The 16,816-nt window shown below is 57.4% G+C and carries 17 protein-coding genes and 1 pseudogene; 9 read left to right on the top strand and 9 right to left on the bottom strand.

The window, feature by feature from the left end; all coding sequences use genetic code 11:
* Window positions 1-3 precede the first annotated feature (3 nt).
* From ACESMK_RS06805 to ACESMK_RS06770, 8 genes are all read right to left on the bottom strand, one after another.
* Window positions 4-837, bottom strand: a complete 834-nt coding sequence (locus ACESMK_RS06805) for a hypothetical protein (protein WP_372996556.1) — start codon at window positions 835-837, stop codon at window positions 4-6.
* Window positions 838-842: 5 nt separating this feature from the next.
* Window positions 843-2,174 (bottom strand): amidase, encoded by a 1,332-nt coding sequence (locus ACESMK_RS06800; RefSeq protein WP_372996554.1) that lies wholly within the window; start codon window positions 2,172-2,174, stop codon window positions 843-845.
* Window positions 2,171-2,848 (bottom strand): DUF2848 domain-containing protein, encoded by a 678-nt coding sequence (locus tag ACESMK_RS06795; protein ID WP_372996552.1) that lies wholly within the window; start codon window positions 2,846-2,848, stop codon window positions 2,171-2,173. The genes ACESMK_RS06800 and ACESMK_RS06795 overlap by 4 nt, the downstream gene beginning before the upstream one ends.
* Before the next feature lie 31 nt (window positions 2,849-2,879).
* Complete coding sequence (locus tag ACESMK_RS06790; RefSeq protein ID WP_372996550.1) at window positions 2,880-4,163, bottom strand: TRAP transporter large permease; 1,284 nt, start codon at window positions 4,161-4,163, stop codon at window positions 2,880-2,882.
* Window positions 4,160-4,756 (bottom strand): TRAP transporter small permease subunit, encoded by a 597-nt coding sequence (locus tag ACESMK_RS06785; RefSeq protein WP_372996548.1) that lies wholly within the window; start codon window positions 4,754-4,756, stop codon window positions 4,160-4,162. The genes ACESMK_RS06790 and ACESMK_RS06785 overlap by 4 nt, the downstream gene beginning before the upstream one ends.
* 63 nt (window positions 4,757-4,819) lie before the next feature.
* Window positions 4,820-5,884: a TRAP transporter substrate-binding protein gene (locus ACESMK_RS06780; RefSeq protein ID WP_372996546.1), complete on the bottom strand. Its 1,065-nt coding sequence runs from the start codon at window positions 5,882-5,884 to the stop codon at window positions 4,820-4,822.
* A gap of 38 nt (window positions 5,885-5,922) precedes the next feature.
* Complete coding sequence (locus tag ACESMK_RS06775) at window positions 5,923-6,726, bottom strand: putative hydro-lyase (protein ID WP_372996544.1); 804 nt, start codon at window positions 6,724-6,726, stop codon at window positions 5,923-5,925.
* A 95-nt stretch (window positions 6,727-6,821) separates the two neighbouring features.
* A complete protein-coding gene (locus tag ACESMK_RS06770) occupies window positions 6,822-7,745 on the bottom strand; it encodes a LysR family transcriptional regulator (protein ID WP_372996542.1) in 924 nt (307 codons plus the stop codon).
* A gap of 146 nt (window positions 7,746-7,891) precedes the next feature.
* Between ACESMK_RS06770 and yeiP the strand changes: the two genes are divergently transcribed.
* The 3 genes from yeiP to ACESMK_RS06755 are packed head-to-tail and all read left to right on the top strand — an operon-like array spanning window position 7,892 to window position 10,226.
* Entirely contained in the window at window positions 7,892-8,458 is a 567-nt protein-coding gene (gene yeiP, locus ACESMK_RS06765) for an elongation factor P-like protein YeiP (protein WP_372996540.1), read from the top strand.
* A 30-nt stretch (window positions 8,459-8,488) separates the two neighbouring features.
* Window positions 8,489-9,673, top strand: a complete 1,185-nt coding sequence (locus ACESMK_RS06760; protein ID WP_372996538.1) for a YbfB/YjiJ family MFS transporter — start codon at window positions 8,489-8,491, stop codon at window positions 9,671-9,673.
* Between the two features lie 43 nt (window positions 9,674-9,716).
* Window positions 9,717-10,226 (top strand): acyl-CoA thioesterase, encoded by a 510-nt coding sequence (locus ACESMK_RS06755; RefSeq protein WP_372996536.1) that lies wholly within the window; start codon window positions 9,717-9,719, stop codon window positions 10,224-10,226.
* A gap of 8 nt (window positions 10,227-10,234) precedes the next feature.
* Here the strand turns inward: ACESMK_RS06755 and paaX are convergent, their stop codons facing one another.
* Entirely contained in the window at window positions 10,235-11,203 is a 969-nt protein-coding gene (gene paaX, locus ACESMK_RS06750; RefSeq protein WP_372996534.1) for a phenylacetic acid degradation operon negative regulatory protein PaaX, read from the bottom strand.
* 306 nt (window positions 11,204-11,509) lie between these two features.
* On the opposite strand from paaX, the gene ACESMK_RS06745 reads away from it, so the two are divergent.
* The 6 genes and pseudogenes from ACESMK_RS06745 (at window position 11,510) to ACESMK_RS06720 (ending at window position 16,766) form a co-directional block, all read left to right on the top strand.
* Window positions 11,510-12,667, top strand: coding sequence for an ABC transporter substrate-binding protein (locus tag ACESMK_RS06745; RefSeq protein WP_372996532.1), 1,158 nt, complete (start codon window positions 11,510-11,512; stop codon window positions 12,665-12,667).
* Between the two features lie 79 nt (window positions 12,668-12,746).
* The gene (locus tag ACESMK_RS06740; RefSeq protein ID WP_372996530.1) at window positions 12,747-13,622 is read left to right on the top strand and encodes a branched-chain amino acid ABC transporter permease; all 876 of its coding nucleotides are present in this window, start codon (window positions 12,747-12,749) and stop codon (window positions 13,620-13,622) included.
* Window positions 13,622-14,629 (top strand): branched-chain amino acid ABC transporter permease, encoded by a 1,008-nt coding sequence (locus ACESMK_RS06735; RefSeq protein ID WP_372996528.1) that lies wholly within the window; start codon window positions 13,622-13,624, stop codon window positions 14,627-14,629. Before ACESMK_RS06740 ends, ACESMK_RS06735 begins: the two co-directional genes overlap by 1 nt.
* Entirely contained in the window at window positions 14,626-15,384 is a 759-nt protein-coding gene (locus tag ACESMK_RS06730; protein WP_372996526.1) for an ABC transporter ATP-binding protein, read from the top strand. The genes ACESMK_RS06735 and ACESMK_RS06730 overlap by 4 nt, the downstream gene beginning before the upstream one ends.
* Before the next feature lie 17 nt (window positions 15,385-15,401).
* Window positions 15,402-15,851, top strand: a pseudogene (locus ACESMK_RS06725) (hemerythrin domain-containing protein); the annotation flags it as partial.
* Between the two features lie 210 nt (window positions 15,852-16,061).
* Window positions 16,062-16,766: an ABC transporter ATP-binding protein gene (locus ACESMK_RS06720; RefSeq protein WP_372996715.1), complete on the top strand. Its 705-nt coding sequence runs from the start codon at window positions 16,062-16,064 to the stop codon at window positions 16,764-16,766.
* The last annotated feature ends 50 nt before the right edge of the window (window positions 16,767-16,816 follow it).

Raw genomic sequence — 16,816 nt, 5'->3', positions numbered from 1 at the left:
CGGTCATCGATCAGGTTTCCAGTTATTGTTGGTAGAAGTGCCCAGCAGGTGGCCATAGGCGCGACGAACGCGCCACTGGCTGATCATGAACAGCGTCGCGCTGACCGCCAATGACGCCAGCAGGGAGAGAAGGAACGTCACCATCGGGGCGGTGTGGCCAGCCAGAACGGCGGTAACCACAGCGAACGCCACCAGGCTCAGCATGCCTTGCTGCGCCGCTGCCACGGTTGCTCTGGCCACGTTGGCGCCATACCGGTCGTACAGTGCCCAACCAATCGTGAACAGGCCCACGGGAAAACCCACCAGCATCCCCGACAACATCGGGCCGGATCTGGCGGCCACCGTCGTGGCTACCGCAACCAGCACGCCTGCGAGCAGGCCGCGCAGGATCAGATCGAACCATCCGGTGGCTGCCACTGCTCTGGTCTGATCCAGGGCCAGAGCCCGCTTGATCACTTCGGCTCCCAGCAGGACCAGTCCATAGATCAGTACCGCAACGGCAATGCCCCCCGGCATGAATGAAAACAGCCAGGCGGTGGGAATCCAGCACAGGGTTGCCACGGCAAGGCTGGCCATAGCCCCCAGTCGTCCGGCAACCAGAACAAACGTGATGCTGAACAACAGGGTTGCGATCAGGGCGTGCAGGGTCGCGAGGGCCGCCTCTTCGACAAACACGGCAGGCCAGTCCTGCAGCATGAAAAAATAACCGGGGCCAAGAATAATGGGGGTGCCTGCCATAATACCCCCGAGTCTGGGCCCCAGTTTGCCAACGGCTACTGACACCCCAATCACCACAACGGCGGTGGCGATGAGTTTGGTCAGAAGAATCGTCAGCATCGCCGTTACAGAGCGCGTTCGATGGCCTGTGCCAGCCGCAACAGGTTGTCGTCGGTGCCGTTTCGGCCGATCAGCATCAGACCGCTTGGAAGATCGCCGGGGCCATGGTTCGGCAGGCTGATGGCACAAAGGTCCAGCATGTTCGCCACGGTAGGGTTGCGCAGAACCAGCAGGTTAAGGCGGGCGTAGTCGTCATCGCCTGTCAGCTCCTCGAACCTCGGCGGTACCACGGGTACCGTTGGTGCCAGGAGGCCATCGTAGTCCTGGAGCCATTCGTCTGCCTGCTGTTTTCGGGCTTGCCGCCGGCGGCATAGTTCGAGGTAATCGGCGGCACTGATGCTGGCGCCGCGTTGAATGCGGCTGCTTACGCGCGGATCGTAAAGTTTCTTGTGTTTTTCCAGCGAGTGGCGATGAACAAAGTAGCTTTCAGCGGCGGTAAAGCCACCACCTTCCATCAGTTCAGGTAGCGCTGCGAGTATTGGTGCAGGGGCTTCGATGATGTTCGCACCGGCATTGCGCAGGGTGTTCAGGCTGAGGCTAAACGCATTTGCAACGGTGTCGTCCAGATCGTTCAGCATATAGTCCGTCGGAACAACGAAACGGAGCCCTTTCAGCGATAGGGATTTGAGCTGCTGGTAGAACCTGCCGGACAACACCGCGTCCAGGCGTGCGCAGCAGTCTACCGAAGGGGCGATAGGCCCTATGGAATCGAGACTGTCAGACAGAGGGAATGTGCCATCCCGGGGCACCCGGGATTGGCTGGGTTTGAATCCCGTCAGTCCGCAGAATGCGGCCGGTATTCGCACTGACCCTCCGGTATCTGTGCCGATAGCCGCTGCTGCCATACCCAGGGCCACGGCCACGGCAGCACCTGAGGATGAGCCGCCGGGAATGCGTCCCGGGGCCAGGGGATTCTCCGGCGTACCATAGTGGGGGTTCAGACCAAGTCCTGAATAGGCGAATTCGGTCATGTTGGTATGCCCTGTGATTACTGCGCCTTCTCGCCGCAACCGCGAGACAATCCGCGCATCATGGCTTGCCGGATCTTGCCAGCCTCGAGAGCCTGCGTGGGTGACTTCGCCTTTGACATCGAACAGGGCCTTGAGGGCAATTGGCACCCCTGCAAGTTGTCCTGCTGATAGCCCGGCCTTGTGGAGCCGGTCTGCGGCTTCGGCTTCGGCGCGGGCCGATCGGTCAAAGCGCCTGGTGTAGATCTGGGCTTTGGCGTTGTCTCTGGTGTCAATCCGGGTAAAGCAGCTATCAAGCAGTTCGAAAGCCTGATGTTTGCCGCTGTCGAGTTCAGCAAGCAGAGTGGCGAGAGGTGTCATCGGGATCATGCGATCACCGGCAAGGTCTTGATGGCGTATCGGTGCTGGAGCTCGAGGCCGGTTACCGGGTCTTTCAGCACCACGCGGAAAGCGTCTGCCGGACGCAGCTCGCCAATCACTGGTAAGGTGCCGCAGAGCATGGCCTGGCCTGACACCAGTTCCGGTTTGTCCAGACCGAAGCTCCGGAGCAGTTCGGTGGGGTGGAGCAACCCGGTTACCGGACCTTCCTGGTAGAGCTGTTCCTCACCGTCGATGGTCGCGTACGAAGCCATCTGGAGTTCGTCCCAGTGGTCGATTACCTGCTCCAGGCGCCATGTCTGGGCGCCGACGGGTTTGGCACAGACCTGTTTGGAATGGGCAACGGACCAGGCCTCTGCCTCGCGATCGGTGTGATCCGAGCCGATACTGACCAGGGTTCCCTGGTCGGTGCCTATGAGCACAACCTCGACCTCGCCACTGGTTTGCTCGCCCAGAACCTGAATCTCTGGCGCCACCGTGAGCTGATTCGCCGCTACCCGATAGAACAGCGGGGTTTCAGAAGGCGGTGTGACGCCGATTTCTTTAAGCTCTTCAATGTGTTCATCAATGGCAGCCTGCACCCGTCCGGCCCAGCCGGCAATCACCAGTTGGTGAAGGTCAACGTCAACGGGCGCCCCGTTTTCTGCAAGGTAAAAGGTTGTCATCAGGTCACTCCAATTGAGAATTCATGGCTGGTCACTTCATTAACTCCGGAAGGAAGGTCGCCAACTGAGGGAAAAGCACCAGCACGATCGCCATCAGGAACATGATTCCGACGTAGGGCATGGCGCCCTTCATTACATCGCTGAATGGCCCGCCTTCGCGGACACCCTGCACCACGTAGAGGTTTAGGCCAACGGGCGGGGTGATCAGCGCCATCTCGATGAGAAGGATGATCAGGATGCCGAGCCACACCGGATCGAAGCCCATACCGATAATGATGGGGGCAACAATGGGAATGGTGATTACCATCAGCGACAGGGTTTCAATAAAGAAACCGAGGATGATGTAAAGCAGGATTGCAAGCATCAGGGTCGAATAGGGCCCCATGCCCGCATTTTCCAGGAAACTGGTCAGCTCCCTCGTGATTCCAGCCGATGCGAGAACGAAGTTAAGGAAGTAGGACGCAATGATGATCAGGATGATCATGCCGGTGGTTTTCATGGTGCCATCCAGCGCTTCAACAATGATGCTGACGGATAACTTCCTCATGAAGGCGGCAATGGCCATTGCGCCCAATACGCCCAGTGAGGCGGCCTCGGTCGGTGTTGCCACGCCGGTGTAGATCGAACCTACAACAATACCGAACAGGGCAAGCACCGGTACCAGGTGCCTGAGCCCTGAAACCCGCTCGCCCCAGCTGTGGGATACGCTGGGGCCACCCAGGCCTGGCTTCCAGAGACAGATCAGCGCGGTACCAACAATGAACATTGTCGCAAGCAGGAGGCCGGGTATCAGGCCTGCTGCAAAAAGCTGAGGGATGGACGTTTCGGTCAGGAAGCCATAGACAATCAGGTTGATTGACGGGGGGATCATGATGCCCAGTGTGCCGCCGGCTGCAATTGATCCGGTGAACAACTTCGGGTCATAGCCCATGTCTTTGCCCTGGGGCAGAGCTACCGTACCGATAGTCGCCGCGGTCGCTACGCTGGAGCCGGAGGTGGCGGAAAACAGGGTGGCGGTGCCTATGTTGGCATGTAATAGCCCACCGGGTAGCCAGGAAAGCCAGCTCTCCAGGGCCCGATAGGTACCGCGGGCAATGCCGGTGCGCACCAGTATTTCGCCCAGCAGAATGAACAGGGGAATGGCAATCAGCAGGTATTTGTCGGAAGCCGACCAGAGTACATCACCCATGGCATTGATCAGGGGGAACGGTGAGAACAGTTCCGCAAGCAATAGCGCCAGTGCAATCAGTGTGGCGGCAACTGGAACGCTCAGGAGCAGCAGGGCGAGCAGAATCAGCAGTGCGGTAATAATCATGAGTGTGCTTCCCTGTTTTCTTCTTTGATCTGTTCGTCCATGGTCGGGCTGCCCGCCAGTTCCTGAACGCGGTCGTTGTCGCCGCTGAGCAAACCAAAGAGCACCCTCAGTGAGAGTATGGAGACCGCGAATCCGAACCAGACCAGACCGACCATCCACAAGGCCTGTGGCATCCACAAGGGTGTGCCCAGTGGCGTATTAGCGGTGGAGCCTCCGCTGTATGAAGCACTGGTGACGTCAAAAACCGCATCGACAACCAGGATGGCGAACATCGCCATGGCCAATAGAGCGACCAGGTCAAGGACACCGCGGACTTTCATTGGAAAATTCAGGTACAGGGCGTCAATGCGAATGTGTGCCTTGCACATCAGGGTGTAGGCAAATGACCAGCTGGCACTGATGGCCATGATGTAACCAGTCAGTTCCGTGGCATGGACGTCCGATCGGCCAATGAATTGCCTGGACATTACCTCGATGGTAACGAGTACCACCGTAAACAGGATCAGGGCACCGCCGGCGCGGGCCATCCAGAGTGAGCCGGTCTCGACGCCGACCAATACCCGGTCGAGTAAAGAATTCACCTGTTGAAACATAGTGTTCTCCAGAGTACCCGGGTGCCAAAAGCAGCCCGGGCATCAGGTCGGTTTAACGGTGAGTTATTTCGATGCTTTCAGGCCGGTGGCTGCACCGATGGTTTCGTTCCAGCGATCCACCCACTGCTGATCAACCCGTTGCGCCCAGTTTGGCAGAAGGGTTTCCTCAAGGTGACGGGAGGCTTCCGAGAAGTCATTGTCGGTGGCTTCCACCAGCACCATGTCGCCGGGCTCGCCCCGTGAGCATTCACCGTTGCCGGTCAGGCAGGCAATACCTTCTTTGGTCTCATCAACCGCAGAATCCCATACCGGATCTTCGTAGTTTTCTTTGATTTCGGCGGCCAGCCACTGCTGGGTTTCCTCGGAGAGTGAGTTCCACTTCTTGCCGTTCATCGCGGTTACGACATGGTCCCAGCCGCCCACCGGAAGAGGGTAAAGATGGGTTGATACCTCGTGCCAGCCAGAACTGTAGCCTGACAGCGAGCCGGTAACGGCACAGTCAATAACGCCGCGCTGCAGGGCGCCGGGTACTTCGCTGAAGTTCAGGGTTATGCCTTCGGCTCCCAGGGCCTGCAGGAACTCAGCGGTGGTACGGCCGCTGGCGCGCACTTTTTTGCCTTTCAGGTCGGGAAGGCCACCGATGTCGGCATTACAGAAGACCATTTGCGAGGGGTAAGGCACAACCGCGAGTAACTGGGCGCCCTTGTAGCGTTCCTTGAACGCGTCTGCCAGCACCGGACGATAGGCTTCGGCCACTTTTCGGGCGGTTTCCACGTCGGGTGCGATCATGGGCATGTCCAGGCCTTCCAGCTCCGGCGCATCCTCTACGGCATAATCTGCCACGGTAGAGGCCACCTCTACCACGTCACGGCCCATCAACCGGTAGACTTCGCCGCCACCGAGACCCATCTGGTCGAACGTGGTCACCTCGGTGCTGATCTGGCCGTCTGAGGCGTCCGGCACGTGCTGCTCCCAGAACGGACGTTCAAAGTTCTGGTACAGGGAGAGGCTGCTCCAGCTTCCGACATAGTTGATGCTGGTTTTGTCCAGATCCTGAGCCATGGCCTGGGAACCGGCCAGGGCGAAACCCAGCAGGGAGGCAGTAACGAGGTCTTTTGTTGTAGTCATGTGAGTTTCCTCATGGTCGTCTTCGGGGTTGGTTCGGGTTAGAACAGGGCCAGGCTGTTGTCAGGGATATCCGTGACCAGCATGTGCCCCGGGCTGTGGGTGATTGCGAATTCCACACCAGAGTCGATGAGTACCTGTTGGGGGGTTACCCCGCAGGCCCAGAACACCGGGATTTCATGCTCACCCAGGGAAACGGAATCTCCGTAATCCGGTGAGTCAAGATCGGAAATTCCAATCAGTCGGGGATCCCCCAGGTGTACAGGGGACCCGTGAACCTGCGGATAGCGGGTGGTGATCTGAACGGAACGAATAGCGTCGGCTGCCAGGAACGGGCGCATGGAAACCACCAGGTTGCCCTTGAAACCACCAGCGGCCGTCAGCGGGACAGAGGTCTGGTACATGGGTACGTTCCGGCCCTGTTCAATATGACGAATGCGCAATCCGGCCTGCATCAGGGCATGCTCGAAGGTAAAGGAGCAGCCCAGGGCGAAGGTCACCAGATCATCTCGCCATTCATCAGCCACATTATGGACGGTTTCGCCGGCAACGCCGTGCCGATAGATCCGATAGGCCGGGACATCGCGGGCAATATCGAGATCAGCACCCAGAGCCTCACAGACCCGGGCACCGGGTTCGCTGACTGCCAGCAAGGGGCAGGGTTTCGGATTTGCCTGGCAGAATCTCAGGAATCCGGCGGCCTGGGCTTCCGGCAGAATCACCAGGTTTACCTGTACATACCCGCTGGCCAATCCGGCGGTTGGGCCGGAAAGCTGGCCGCTCCGGGCTGCCTGCCGCACGGCCTGTGGCAGGGACTGTGCGTTAAGGGTTGGGTTTGCTGCCATGGTGCTGCCTCAAAAAGTATGATTTTTACATTTAAGGCAGAGCTGGCGATTAATACAATTCGAAAGTTGGGATCAGTTGTGATCGAAAAAATTGATCAGACGGATTTTCCGGCATTCACATGACTGTTTTTGGCGTTCGTCGCGCGGTCCTCCGCGGTGGACAGCGCAAGCTCGGCAATGGCCTGTACGACGGTGCCGCCGGGCCCGCCCCGGTACGAGGCGCAGAAGGCCAGATCGGGAACATCGGCTTCAATCTCGAACTGGCGCAGTATCCCTGAATGAAGCTCGTGCTCGAGGATCTCCCTGGGCAGAGCACTCACCCCCAAGCCATCCACGGTCATGCGAATGATTGTAGACAGTGAAGAGCTGGAGTGGATTCGTGTGGAATGGTTCATCGGGTCCACCAGTGAGCGAATGGCAACGTAGGGTTCGCTTTTTCGGGGATAGGTGATGATGGGCCAGGTGGATAATTCTTCCAGCGACATTGACCCGTCGGGAATGTCCAGCCTTGGGCTGGCCACCCAGATCAGGGAGTAGCGGCAAAGGTCCCGGTTGATGATGCCCGGTTGATTCACGCCCCCCATCAGGAAGGCGATGTCTATTTCATGGTTGGCCAGTTTCTCCGCAAGATTGACGGAGATGTCTACATCCAGCTCCAGATTAATGGCAGGATAGGCTTCACTGACCCGTTCGATCAATTGTGGTAGCCAGGTGTGGGCGATGGTTTCCGACACCGCCAGGCGAATGGTTCCTTCGATGGAAGAGGGCCTGGCCACTGCCTGCATCATTTCACCATGCAGGCTGAGCAGCTTTTCGGCGTAGATCAGGAATTCCCGCCCTTTGGCGGTCAGGGTTATCTTTCTGGAGGAGCGATCAAACAGCTCAACGCCCAGTTGATCTTCCAGGCCGGCAATCCGGGCAGAAACAGAGGGTTGCGATGCGTAGACGCGACTCGCTGCCGCCCTGAAACTGCCCAGCCTGGCAATCCAGATGAAGGTTTCCAGGGTTCGAATATTCATGGTGCCACCGAATTGCCGACAGGATAGGCCGATCATAAGCCAGCGGGCCCGGTACTGCCAAAACAGCGTATCGCATGTCGACCGCGTTCATGGTATATCAGCGGTCAGAAAGTTTTGTTCCTATCTAATAATCGGAAGTATAAAAAATGCCAAGAGCCAGTGAGATCAAGAAAAATTCCGCCGTTGAATACGATGGCCGGGTGTATTTTGTGAAGGATATCGAGCGTTCTGTTCCCCAGGGGCGAGCCGGTGGCAGTCTTTACCGGATGCGCATGTACGACGTAGTAACCAACCAGAAGCTCGATGAGACCTTCAAGGATTCGGACATGCTCAACCTGGCCGATCTTACGCGCCGGGAAGCCACCTTTTCCTACGCCGATGGCGATGAGTATGTGTTCATGGATACCGAGGATTTCACCCAGTACAGTCTGAACCGGGATGCCATAGCCGAGGAGCTGTTGTTCATCTCCGAGGACACTCAGGGCGTTATGGTTATCCTGCTGAAAGATTCGCCGGTCGCGCTCGCGCTACCGCCCACGGTCGAGCTTGTTATTGAGGAGACAGATCCGTCCGTTAAAGGCGGCTCTGCTACGGCCAGAACCAAGCCTGCCCGTTTTGCCACCGGTCTGGTGGTGCAGGTTCCGGAGCACATTTCCACCGGAGATCGCATCCGCATTAACGTGGAGGAGCGCAAGTTCCTGGGCCGCGCCTGATCCGACGACGTTGCAAATCAAGGACCTCCTGTGAAACCGATCGAAACAATAAAAGTCCTGGTGGCCAGCGTGATCGCCGTTGTGGTCATGGTGGGAATTGCCCGGTTTTCCTACACGCCGATGATCCCGGAGATGGTCGCTGCGCTGGGGCTGAGCAAATCCGTTGTCGGCATGCTGGCAACGGTGAACTACGCCGGATACCTGACCGGCGCGGTACTTATTACCCGGATCAGTGATCTTGGTCTCAAGGTAAGGCTCTACCAGCTTGGCCTGGTGGTTGCTGTGGTTTCAACGGTTCTCATGGGGTACACCACCAACGTGTGGTTGTGGTTCATTCTGCGTTTTATTTCCGGTCTGAGTACCTCGGCGGGAATGTTACTGGGTGCCGGTCTGCTGATGAGCTGGCTGATCAAGAACAACCAGAAGTCCGAGCTTGGGGTATTCTTCTCGGGCATCGGCCTCGGGATTGTCCTGACAGCTGTTATAGCGGAGCTGATCAAGGACCCGTTCACCTGGGATCAGCAATGGGTAATCTACGGGCTGGTGGCACTGGCACTGCTCGTGCCTGCCTGGCGTTGGATGCCGGACTACCGCGCCTGTGCTTTGCCCAGAACGGGGGCCGCCAATGGTGGAGATGAGCGCAGCCGGTTCATTCGTATCTTGCAACTGGCGTATTTCTGCGCCGGCGTAGGTTATGTGGTGACGGCCACCTTTCTGGTGGCGATTGCCGAATCCATGCCTCAACTTCAGGGCCAGGGCTGGCTGGTCTGGCTGATTGCCGGGCTGGCGGCCACACCGGCCTGCTGGCTGTGGGATGTGTTTTCCCGGCGTTGGGGCCAGTGGCTGGCGCTTTATCTGGCCTATACACTGAATTCCGTCAGTATTCTGATGCTGATCGTGAACACCAGCCTGGCCAGCGTGATGCTCAGTTCCGTGATCTATGGCGCCAGCTTCATCGGCATTGTCAGCATGATGCTGGCCATGGTCGGGCGCGTCTTCCCCGAGAATCCCTCGCGGCCCATGAGCCGGCTGACGTTCAGCTATGGGATTGCCCAAATGGTGGCGCCGGCTGTGGTCGGCTATCTCGCCGATGTGGAGGGCAATTACACCAATGGTCTTTGGCTGACGCTGGTGGTAATGGCCTTGGGTGTTGTCATGCTTCACCTGGCGAAACGGGCGCAGCAACGTCAGGGTGACGCGGCGGCTGTCGGTTGAATTGACGCCCTATCAAAATTCCGTGGAAGAGGAAAAGGATATCATGGCGGGAAAGCCCTCAAAGCCGGTATCAGCATCGGCAATCGAGAAACACGTGTACAAGGTGTTTCCGAATGACATGAACTCCCACAACACGGTGTTTGGCGGGATGATCATGGCGAAATGCGACCGGCTGGCGCTGGTCGTGGCTGAGCGGCATTCAGCTCATGTTTGCGTGACAGCTGCTGTAGATTCAATCCACTTCAGGGCGCCGGCGAAGGGAAACGATACGCTGTTGTTCAGCCTGTCGCTGAACCGGAGCTGGGGATCGTCCATGGAAATTGGTGCCAGGGTAGAGGCCGAAAACAGTTACACCGGCGACACGCGGCACATTCTCTCGGCCTTTTTCACGTTTGTTGCTCTGGACGAGAACGACCGGCCGGTGGATGTCCCGGAAGTGATACCGGAAACGGACGAGCAACAGCGCCGGTACGACAATGCCGAGATTCGCCGGGAGGGACGTCTGAAGACCCGGGAACAACTGGCATCCTCTTCCGGCTCGTCAACTGACTGAGTGGGCGTCTAAAGAACCTCTGGTTCGGTTGTCGGATCGATCTGGATGGCAGTATCCCGCAATCCACCGAACCGCTTGTAAAACTTCTCACCGGGACCTGGAAGGGGGCCGGAGGCGTTTTCGAGGTTTTCGTCCAGCCACTGCTCGGCCCGCACGTAGATTTGTCGATACAGGTTCCGGCAAAGCTGCTTGGCGCTTCGGCCTTCCCAGTCACCGGGCAACAGTTCATCAGGCAGCAGCGGATCCCTCAGAAGAATCTTCCGGTATTCGTGAATCAGCAGGATCCTGAGAATCAGGCACTCTTCAGGGCTGAGTGTGTCCTCGGATTGCAGTTCCCGCCAAAGGGGTCGGAACTGAGTCAAAAAGCGCCGGTAACGTCCCCCCAGTTCCTCAAGGTTCCAGCTCTCTCTTACCTGGAGGCGAAGCGCCTTGGGGCTCTTCTGCTCCATTGGCATGGTCTGCATGACAATGGTGTCTTCCAGGGCGCCCCATTCCTGAAGCATCGGGATCAGCTCGCTACGGGTGAATCGTGGGTGCTCCATCAAGCCGGGCGCCATGCTGCCAAAACTGAGCCACTTCAGCTCTTCCCGGACTTTCTGCCTGAGCTCCGGGGACAGCTGATTCAGGTACACCAGGCACCAACTTCCGCTCCATTCCTCGGTGTCCAGGTTATAGACGTGCTGAAATGCCTGTTCGAAGCGGCGCAGTCCCGGGCCGGTAAGGCTGTAATAACTGCAACGGCCCACTTTCTCGGTCTGCAACCAGGATTCCTGAACCAGGCGATACACCGAGGTGCGAACCAGCCGCTGGCTGATGCCCATCGGTTCCACCAGCTTCATCAGGCTACCCAGCCAGACGTTGCCACCGCGGGGAACGATGGCGTCGCCATAGATGGTAATGATGAGGGAGCCGGCCCTCAGGGGGCGCTTCTTCTGGAAGTTCTTGACGAGCAGTTCTAGCTGGCTTTTTGCAGTCATGGCCTGAGTTCGCAAATAAGAATCAATGAAACACGTTGCACGTATTATGCGGTTCTTACGTGTCAGGTAAAGGTTTGTCTTTCTGCTTGCCGTGCTGGCGCGCTGCGTCAGTGTCGGCTTTACTGAAAGAGCTGTAGCCGGACTCCCTGAAATCGGTTGACATGGGAGTTATGATACAATAACTTCGTTTGATATTCGTCAATGGTATCGAATTTTACCGGGAGCGAAGAATCAGGATTGCTGTAATCAGGGATGATGGAACAAAAACATACTCAAGCCCCTGCACAATTCGGGAGAACAAAAACAATGTTCAAGACAATGATGCGTCGCGCAGGAAAATGCGCAGTAGTAGCCGCTGCTGGTCTCATGATGATGAGTGCCCAGGCAGCAGAGCCAATCAAAATCGGGTCGTTCCTGTCTGTGACAGGGCCGGCATCCTTTCTTGGCGATCCTGAGCTGAAAACGCTCGAGATGTACGTCGAAAAAATCAACGAAGAAGGCGGTGTCCTGGGTCGTCAGCTGGAACTCGTCCACTACGACGATGTTGGCAATGCCGCCTCTGCCCGCAACTTCGCCAGCCGTCTGATTCGTCAGGATCGGGTTGATATTATCGTCGGTGGCAGCACCACCGGGGCCACCATGGCCGCCGTTCCACTGATCGAGCAGGCTCAGGTTCCGTTCATTTCCCTGGCTGGTGCGGTAGTTATTACCACTCCGGTGAAGAAATGGGTGTTCAAGACCCCGCAGTCTGACCGTATGGCCGCTGAGCGTATCCTCACGGACATGAAAGACCGCGGCATTACCAAGATTGGTCTGATTTCCGGAACCGGTGGGTTCGGCAGTTCCGGTCGTACCCAGACTCTGGAAGTGGCGGAGAAAATGGGTGTCGAAGTCCTTGCCGATGTTACCTACAGCGGATCTGATACAGACATGACCGCCCAGCTGACCAATATCCGTAACACAAAGGGTGTTGAGGCGGTTCTGAACTTCGGTTTCGGCCAGGGCCCGGCGATTGTGACCCGTAACTATGCCCAGCTGGGTATGGAGCTACCGTTCTACCAGTCCCACGGTGTGGCATCCGACAGCTTCCTGGAGCTGGCCGGCTCCTCCGCAGAAGGCCTGCGCCTGCCGGCATCTCCGCTGCTGGTTCCGGACTCGCTGCCTGACGACGATCCCCAGAAAGAAGTTGTTCAGAACTACAAGGCCGAATATGAGGCTCGCTGGGATTCCAAGGTGTCTACCTTTGGTGCCTATGCTTACGACGGCCTGATGCTGGCGGTACGCGCTATTGAAGAGGCTGGCTCCACAGACCCCGAAGCGGTGCGTAATGCCCTGGAAAACATCAAGGGTTACGTTGGCGTTACCGGTGAGTTCAATATGTCTCCGGATGACCACAACGGCCTTGATGCAGATTCCTTCCGCATTCTGGAAGTCCAGAACGGCGAATGGAAACTGATTAACTAAATTCCCTTTCACCTGTCTCGCGGCTGGCGGCTGTCCTTCGGGATAAGCCGCCGGTCGATGTTCGACCGGAACCACCGCTATGCTCGCAGAATTCTTACAGTACCTGTTCACCGGGATTACGATCGGTGCGACCTACGCTCTGATAGCCCTCGGTTTTACCCTGATTTATAACGCCAGCCATGTGATCAACTTCGCCCAGGGCGAATTTCTGATGATTGGTGGCATGGCGACGGTTTCCCTGACGGCCATGGGTGTGCCCATGGTGTTTGCGGTCGTGCTGGCGATTGTTCTCGCCGGTGTGCTGGGGGTTGCCCTTCAGCGTTTCGCCATAGCGCCTGCCAAGCAAGCCGATGTGGTGACCCTGATCATAATTACCATTGGTGCGTCCATCTTTATTCGTGGTATTGCCCAGGTTATCTGGGGCAAGGAATACCACGTGATGCAGAATTTCAGTTCGGATCAGCCTATTCGGGTATTTGGTGCCGTTCTGAACAGCCAGAGTCTCTGGGTTCTGGGTATTGGTGCCGTGCTGGTGGTGGCCCTCGTCCTTTTCTTCACCAAGACCCTGATTGGCAAAGCAATTCTGGCGACGTCCATGAATAAGGAAGCCGCCCGTCTGGTAGGAATTCGCACCCAGATGGTACTGATGCTGGCGTTTATGGTGTCCGCACTGCTGGGCTCGGTTGCCGGTATAGTCGTTGCGCCGATCACGTTCACTTCCTATGACATCGGTATCATTCTTGGTCTGAAGGGCTTCGTTGCTGCGGCGATCGGAGGGCTTGGCAGTGGTGTAGGCGCTGTTGTCGGTGGTCTCGCCCTTGGCATTGTTGAGGCCATGGCGGCCGGTTATATCTCTTCCGATTACAAGGACGCGGTGGCGTTTTCCATGATCCTGCTGGTGCTTTTCTTCATGCCCCGCGGGCTCTTCGGCGCCAAAGTCGTGGAGCGTGTCTGATGTTGAATCGATTTATGCAGTCGCGTCTCCGGGGCCTGATGGTCCTTGCAATCATTCTGATCATCCTGCCAGCCTTCCTGACCAACTCGTTTCATTATGAGCTGGTGACCCAAATGGCGATTATCGCCGCGACGGTGGTTGGCCTGAATCTTCTGGTGGGTTATGCCGGCCAGATCAGCCTGGGGCATGCGGGTTTCTTTGGCCTGGGTGCCTACTTCACGGGTATCGCAACAGGCACCTATGGCTGGTCATCGTTACCGGCCCTCCTGGTGGGCGCCATTCTTGTCGGAGCCATTGCCTGGATTGTCGGGCGCCCGATCCTGCGCCTGAAGGGGCATTACCTGTCCATGGCAACGCTCGCTGTCGGGTTCATTATTGCGATTATCATCAATAATGAGCGTGGTCTCACAGGGGGGCCCGACGGGATGCCGGTTCCTGCCTTTGAGGTATTTGGCTGGGAGCTGAGTGCCTTTGGTCGATACTCTCTGTTTGGTATCGAGATCGAAGGTTTTGAGGCCTGGTACATGTTTGCCAGTGTCGTGCTTTTGATCGCCGTCTGGTTTGCCCTGAATCTTATCGAATCACCCATCGGTCGCGCGCTGCGCTCGGTTCATGGTTCGGAAGTGGCTGCCAGTGTGGTTGGCGTTAACACCGCAAAATACAAAAGCCTGGTGTTCGTAATCTCCGCCATCTATGCCAGTTTGATGGGGAGTCTCTACGCTCATTTCCAGGGCTTTATCACGCCTTCGGTGGCAAGCTTCGAGTTTTCCATTCTCTTTATAACCATGGTTGTCCTGGGCGGCATGGGGTCTACCTTCGGTGTGATTCTTGGCGCCGTGGTACTCAAGCTGTTGCCGCAGGTTCTGGCGGATTTCCAGGAGCTGGAACACGTAATGTTTGGTCTGATCCTTATGCTCACCATGATTTTCATGCCCAAGGGGCTGCTGCCTACGTTTACCGCCTTTGTATCCCGGAAAATGCGCAAGAAAGCGGGAGGTGAGGCATGACAGCACTGGTTGAAGTAAAGGGGCTGGATAAAGCCTTTGGTGGTGTCCATGCGGTGGAAGGTGTCAGCTTCTCAGTGGAAGCAGGGCAGGTTTACTCGGTTATCGGACCGAATGGTGCCGGCAAGACAACCCTGTTCAACCTGATTACCGGGCTTTATACGCCAACCAAAGGCGAGGTTTTTCTGAACGGTGAAAGCACCGCTCGACTGCAGCCCAACGATCTGGCGGAGCGGGGTATGTGCCGGACGTTCCAGCAGATGCAGATCTGCATGAACATGACGGCCATCGAGAACGTGATGCTGGGCCGTCACCTGCAGCTGAAGAGCACTCTGTTTACCACGCTGTTCCGTTTGCCATCCCTGCGTCGCGATGAAACGGCGGCTCGTAAGCGTGCTGCTGAGCTGATGGAGTACGTTGGCTGTGGTGACTATCTGGATGCTGAAGCGTCCGCCATGTCCTATGGTGCGCTCAAGCGACTGGAAATTGCCCGGGCGCTGGCGGCCGAGCCCAAGGTTATTCTCCTGGATGAGCCTGCCGCCGGCCTGAATGCGGTCGAGACCGCTGCCCTGGAAGAGCTGATCCGGAAAATTGCGGATCAGGGCACCACGGTAATGCTGGTAGAGCACGACATGAAACTGGTAATGGGTATATCCGACCGGTTGCTGGTGCTTAACTACGGCCGTGTTCTGGCTGAGGGAACCCCCGAGGAAATCCGCCAGAACCCGGATGTTATCGCCGCCTACCTGGGTGGCTGAGCAAGGAGACATTTCACATGAGCGAGCAACACACTGAAATGGCGCCTGCCCAGTCACGCAGTGAGCAGGCCGTCAGAATTATTGTTCGGGAGCACCAGGCGCTGTGGCGGATCCTGGATCTGCTGGATCAGCTTCTGAGCGATATGAATCTCAATGATCAGCGGCCGGATGAGCGGCTGTTGACCACTATTTTTGATTACATTCAGCACTTTTCCCAAAGAGTGCATAGCACACCGACGGATATCGAGCTGTATAAGCGCCTGGGTGAGAAATCCCCCGAGACAGCCCCGCTGCTGGAAAAGCTGGCCAAGGGCTATGTCATCGGCCATGAAAAGCTGGTGGAGTTGCGCGACTTATTGGCTGAGTGCGAGGAAGGCTGGCCCAGGGGTCGCGAGGAATTCAGTCACGCGCTTGCACGTTTCACAGAAGCCCTGCGCAAGCACATTCGCAAGGAAGAGGGCGTGGTGATTCCGCGGGCCCGAAAACTCCTGACCGAGGAAGACTGGCAGCAGATTATTGAAGCGCGGGATGTGGAAAATGATCCCCTGTTCGGTGAACGCGTTCGGGAAGAATTCCGGGAACTGCGGCACCAGATTGTCAGCTACACCCCGGAGAAATTCGGTGGACTGGGTCTGAAGCATGCAGACCGCGTGACGGCGCCCCATGCCAAACAGGAAATGCTGGCCATCAAGGGGCTGGTGACGTCCTATGGCCAGATTGAAGTTCTGCATGATGTGGATATCCACATCAACAGTGGCGAGATCGTGTCGCTTGTGGGCGCTAACGGCGCGGGCAAATCCACGCTGCTGATGACCATCTCCGGGCTGCAACCCACCGATCGCGGCACCATCGCCTTTGAGGGTAAGGATCTGTCCAGGGTTGGTGCGGATCAGCGTGTGGCCAGTGGTATTGTCCAGGTGCCGGAAGGCCGACAGGTGTTCAAGGATCTGAGTGTTCATGACAACCTGCTGCTTGGCGCCTATACCCGGGGCAGGAGTGCGGAAGTGAACGACGATCTGGAGCGTATGTACACCAAGTTCCCGATCCTTCGGCAGAAACGTCACAACCTCGCGGGTGAACTCTCTGGCGGTCAGCAGCAGATGCTGGCGATGGGGCGTGCTCTCATGGCCAAGCCAAGGCTGCTGCTTCTGGACGAGCCCAGCATGGGCCTGGCGCCTCTGATCGTTGAGGAAATCTTCAACATCGTCAAGGAGCTCAAGCAGGAAGGCATTACCATCTTCCTGGTAGAGCAGAATGCGTCCCAGGCGCTGGCGCTGGCAGATCGCGGCTATGTGCTGGAGACCGGCAAGGTGGTGATCGAAGGCACTGGCCGTGAGCTGCTCAGCAATGAGAAGGTTCGGGAGGCTTACCTGGGCATGTAATTGCCTTGAGTTTTCAAAGCGCCAATAAAAGGGGGACAGGTCTTGCGACC

Origin of the sequence: Marinobacter sp. (assembly GCF_041687235.1) — a bacterium.
Classification (GTDB): Bacteria; Pseudomonadota; Gammaproteobacteria; order Pseudomonadales; family Oleiphilaceae; genus Marinobacter.
Note: the sequence above shows the minus strand (reverse complement) of the source record. Positions and strands in the feature narration are given on the sequence as shown.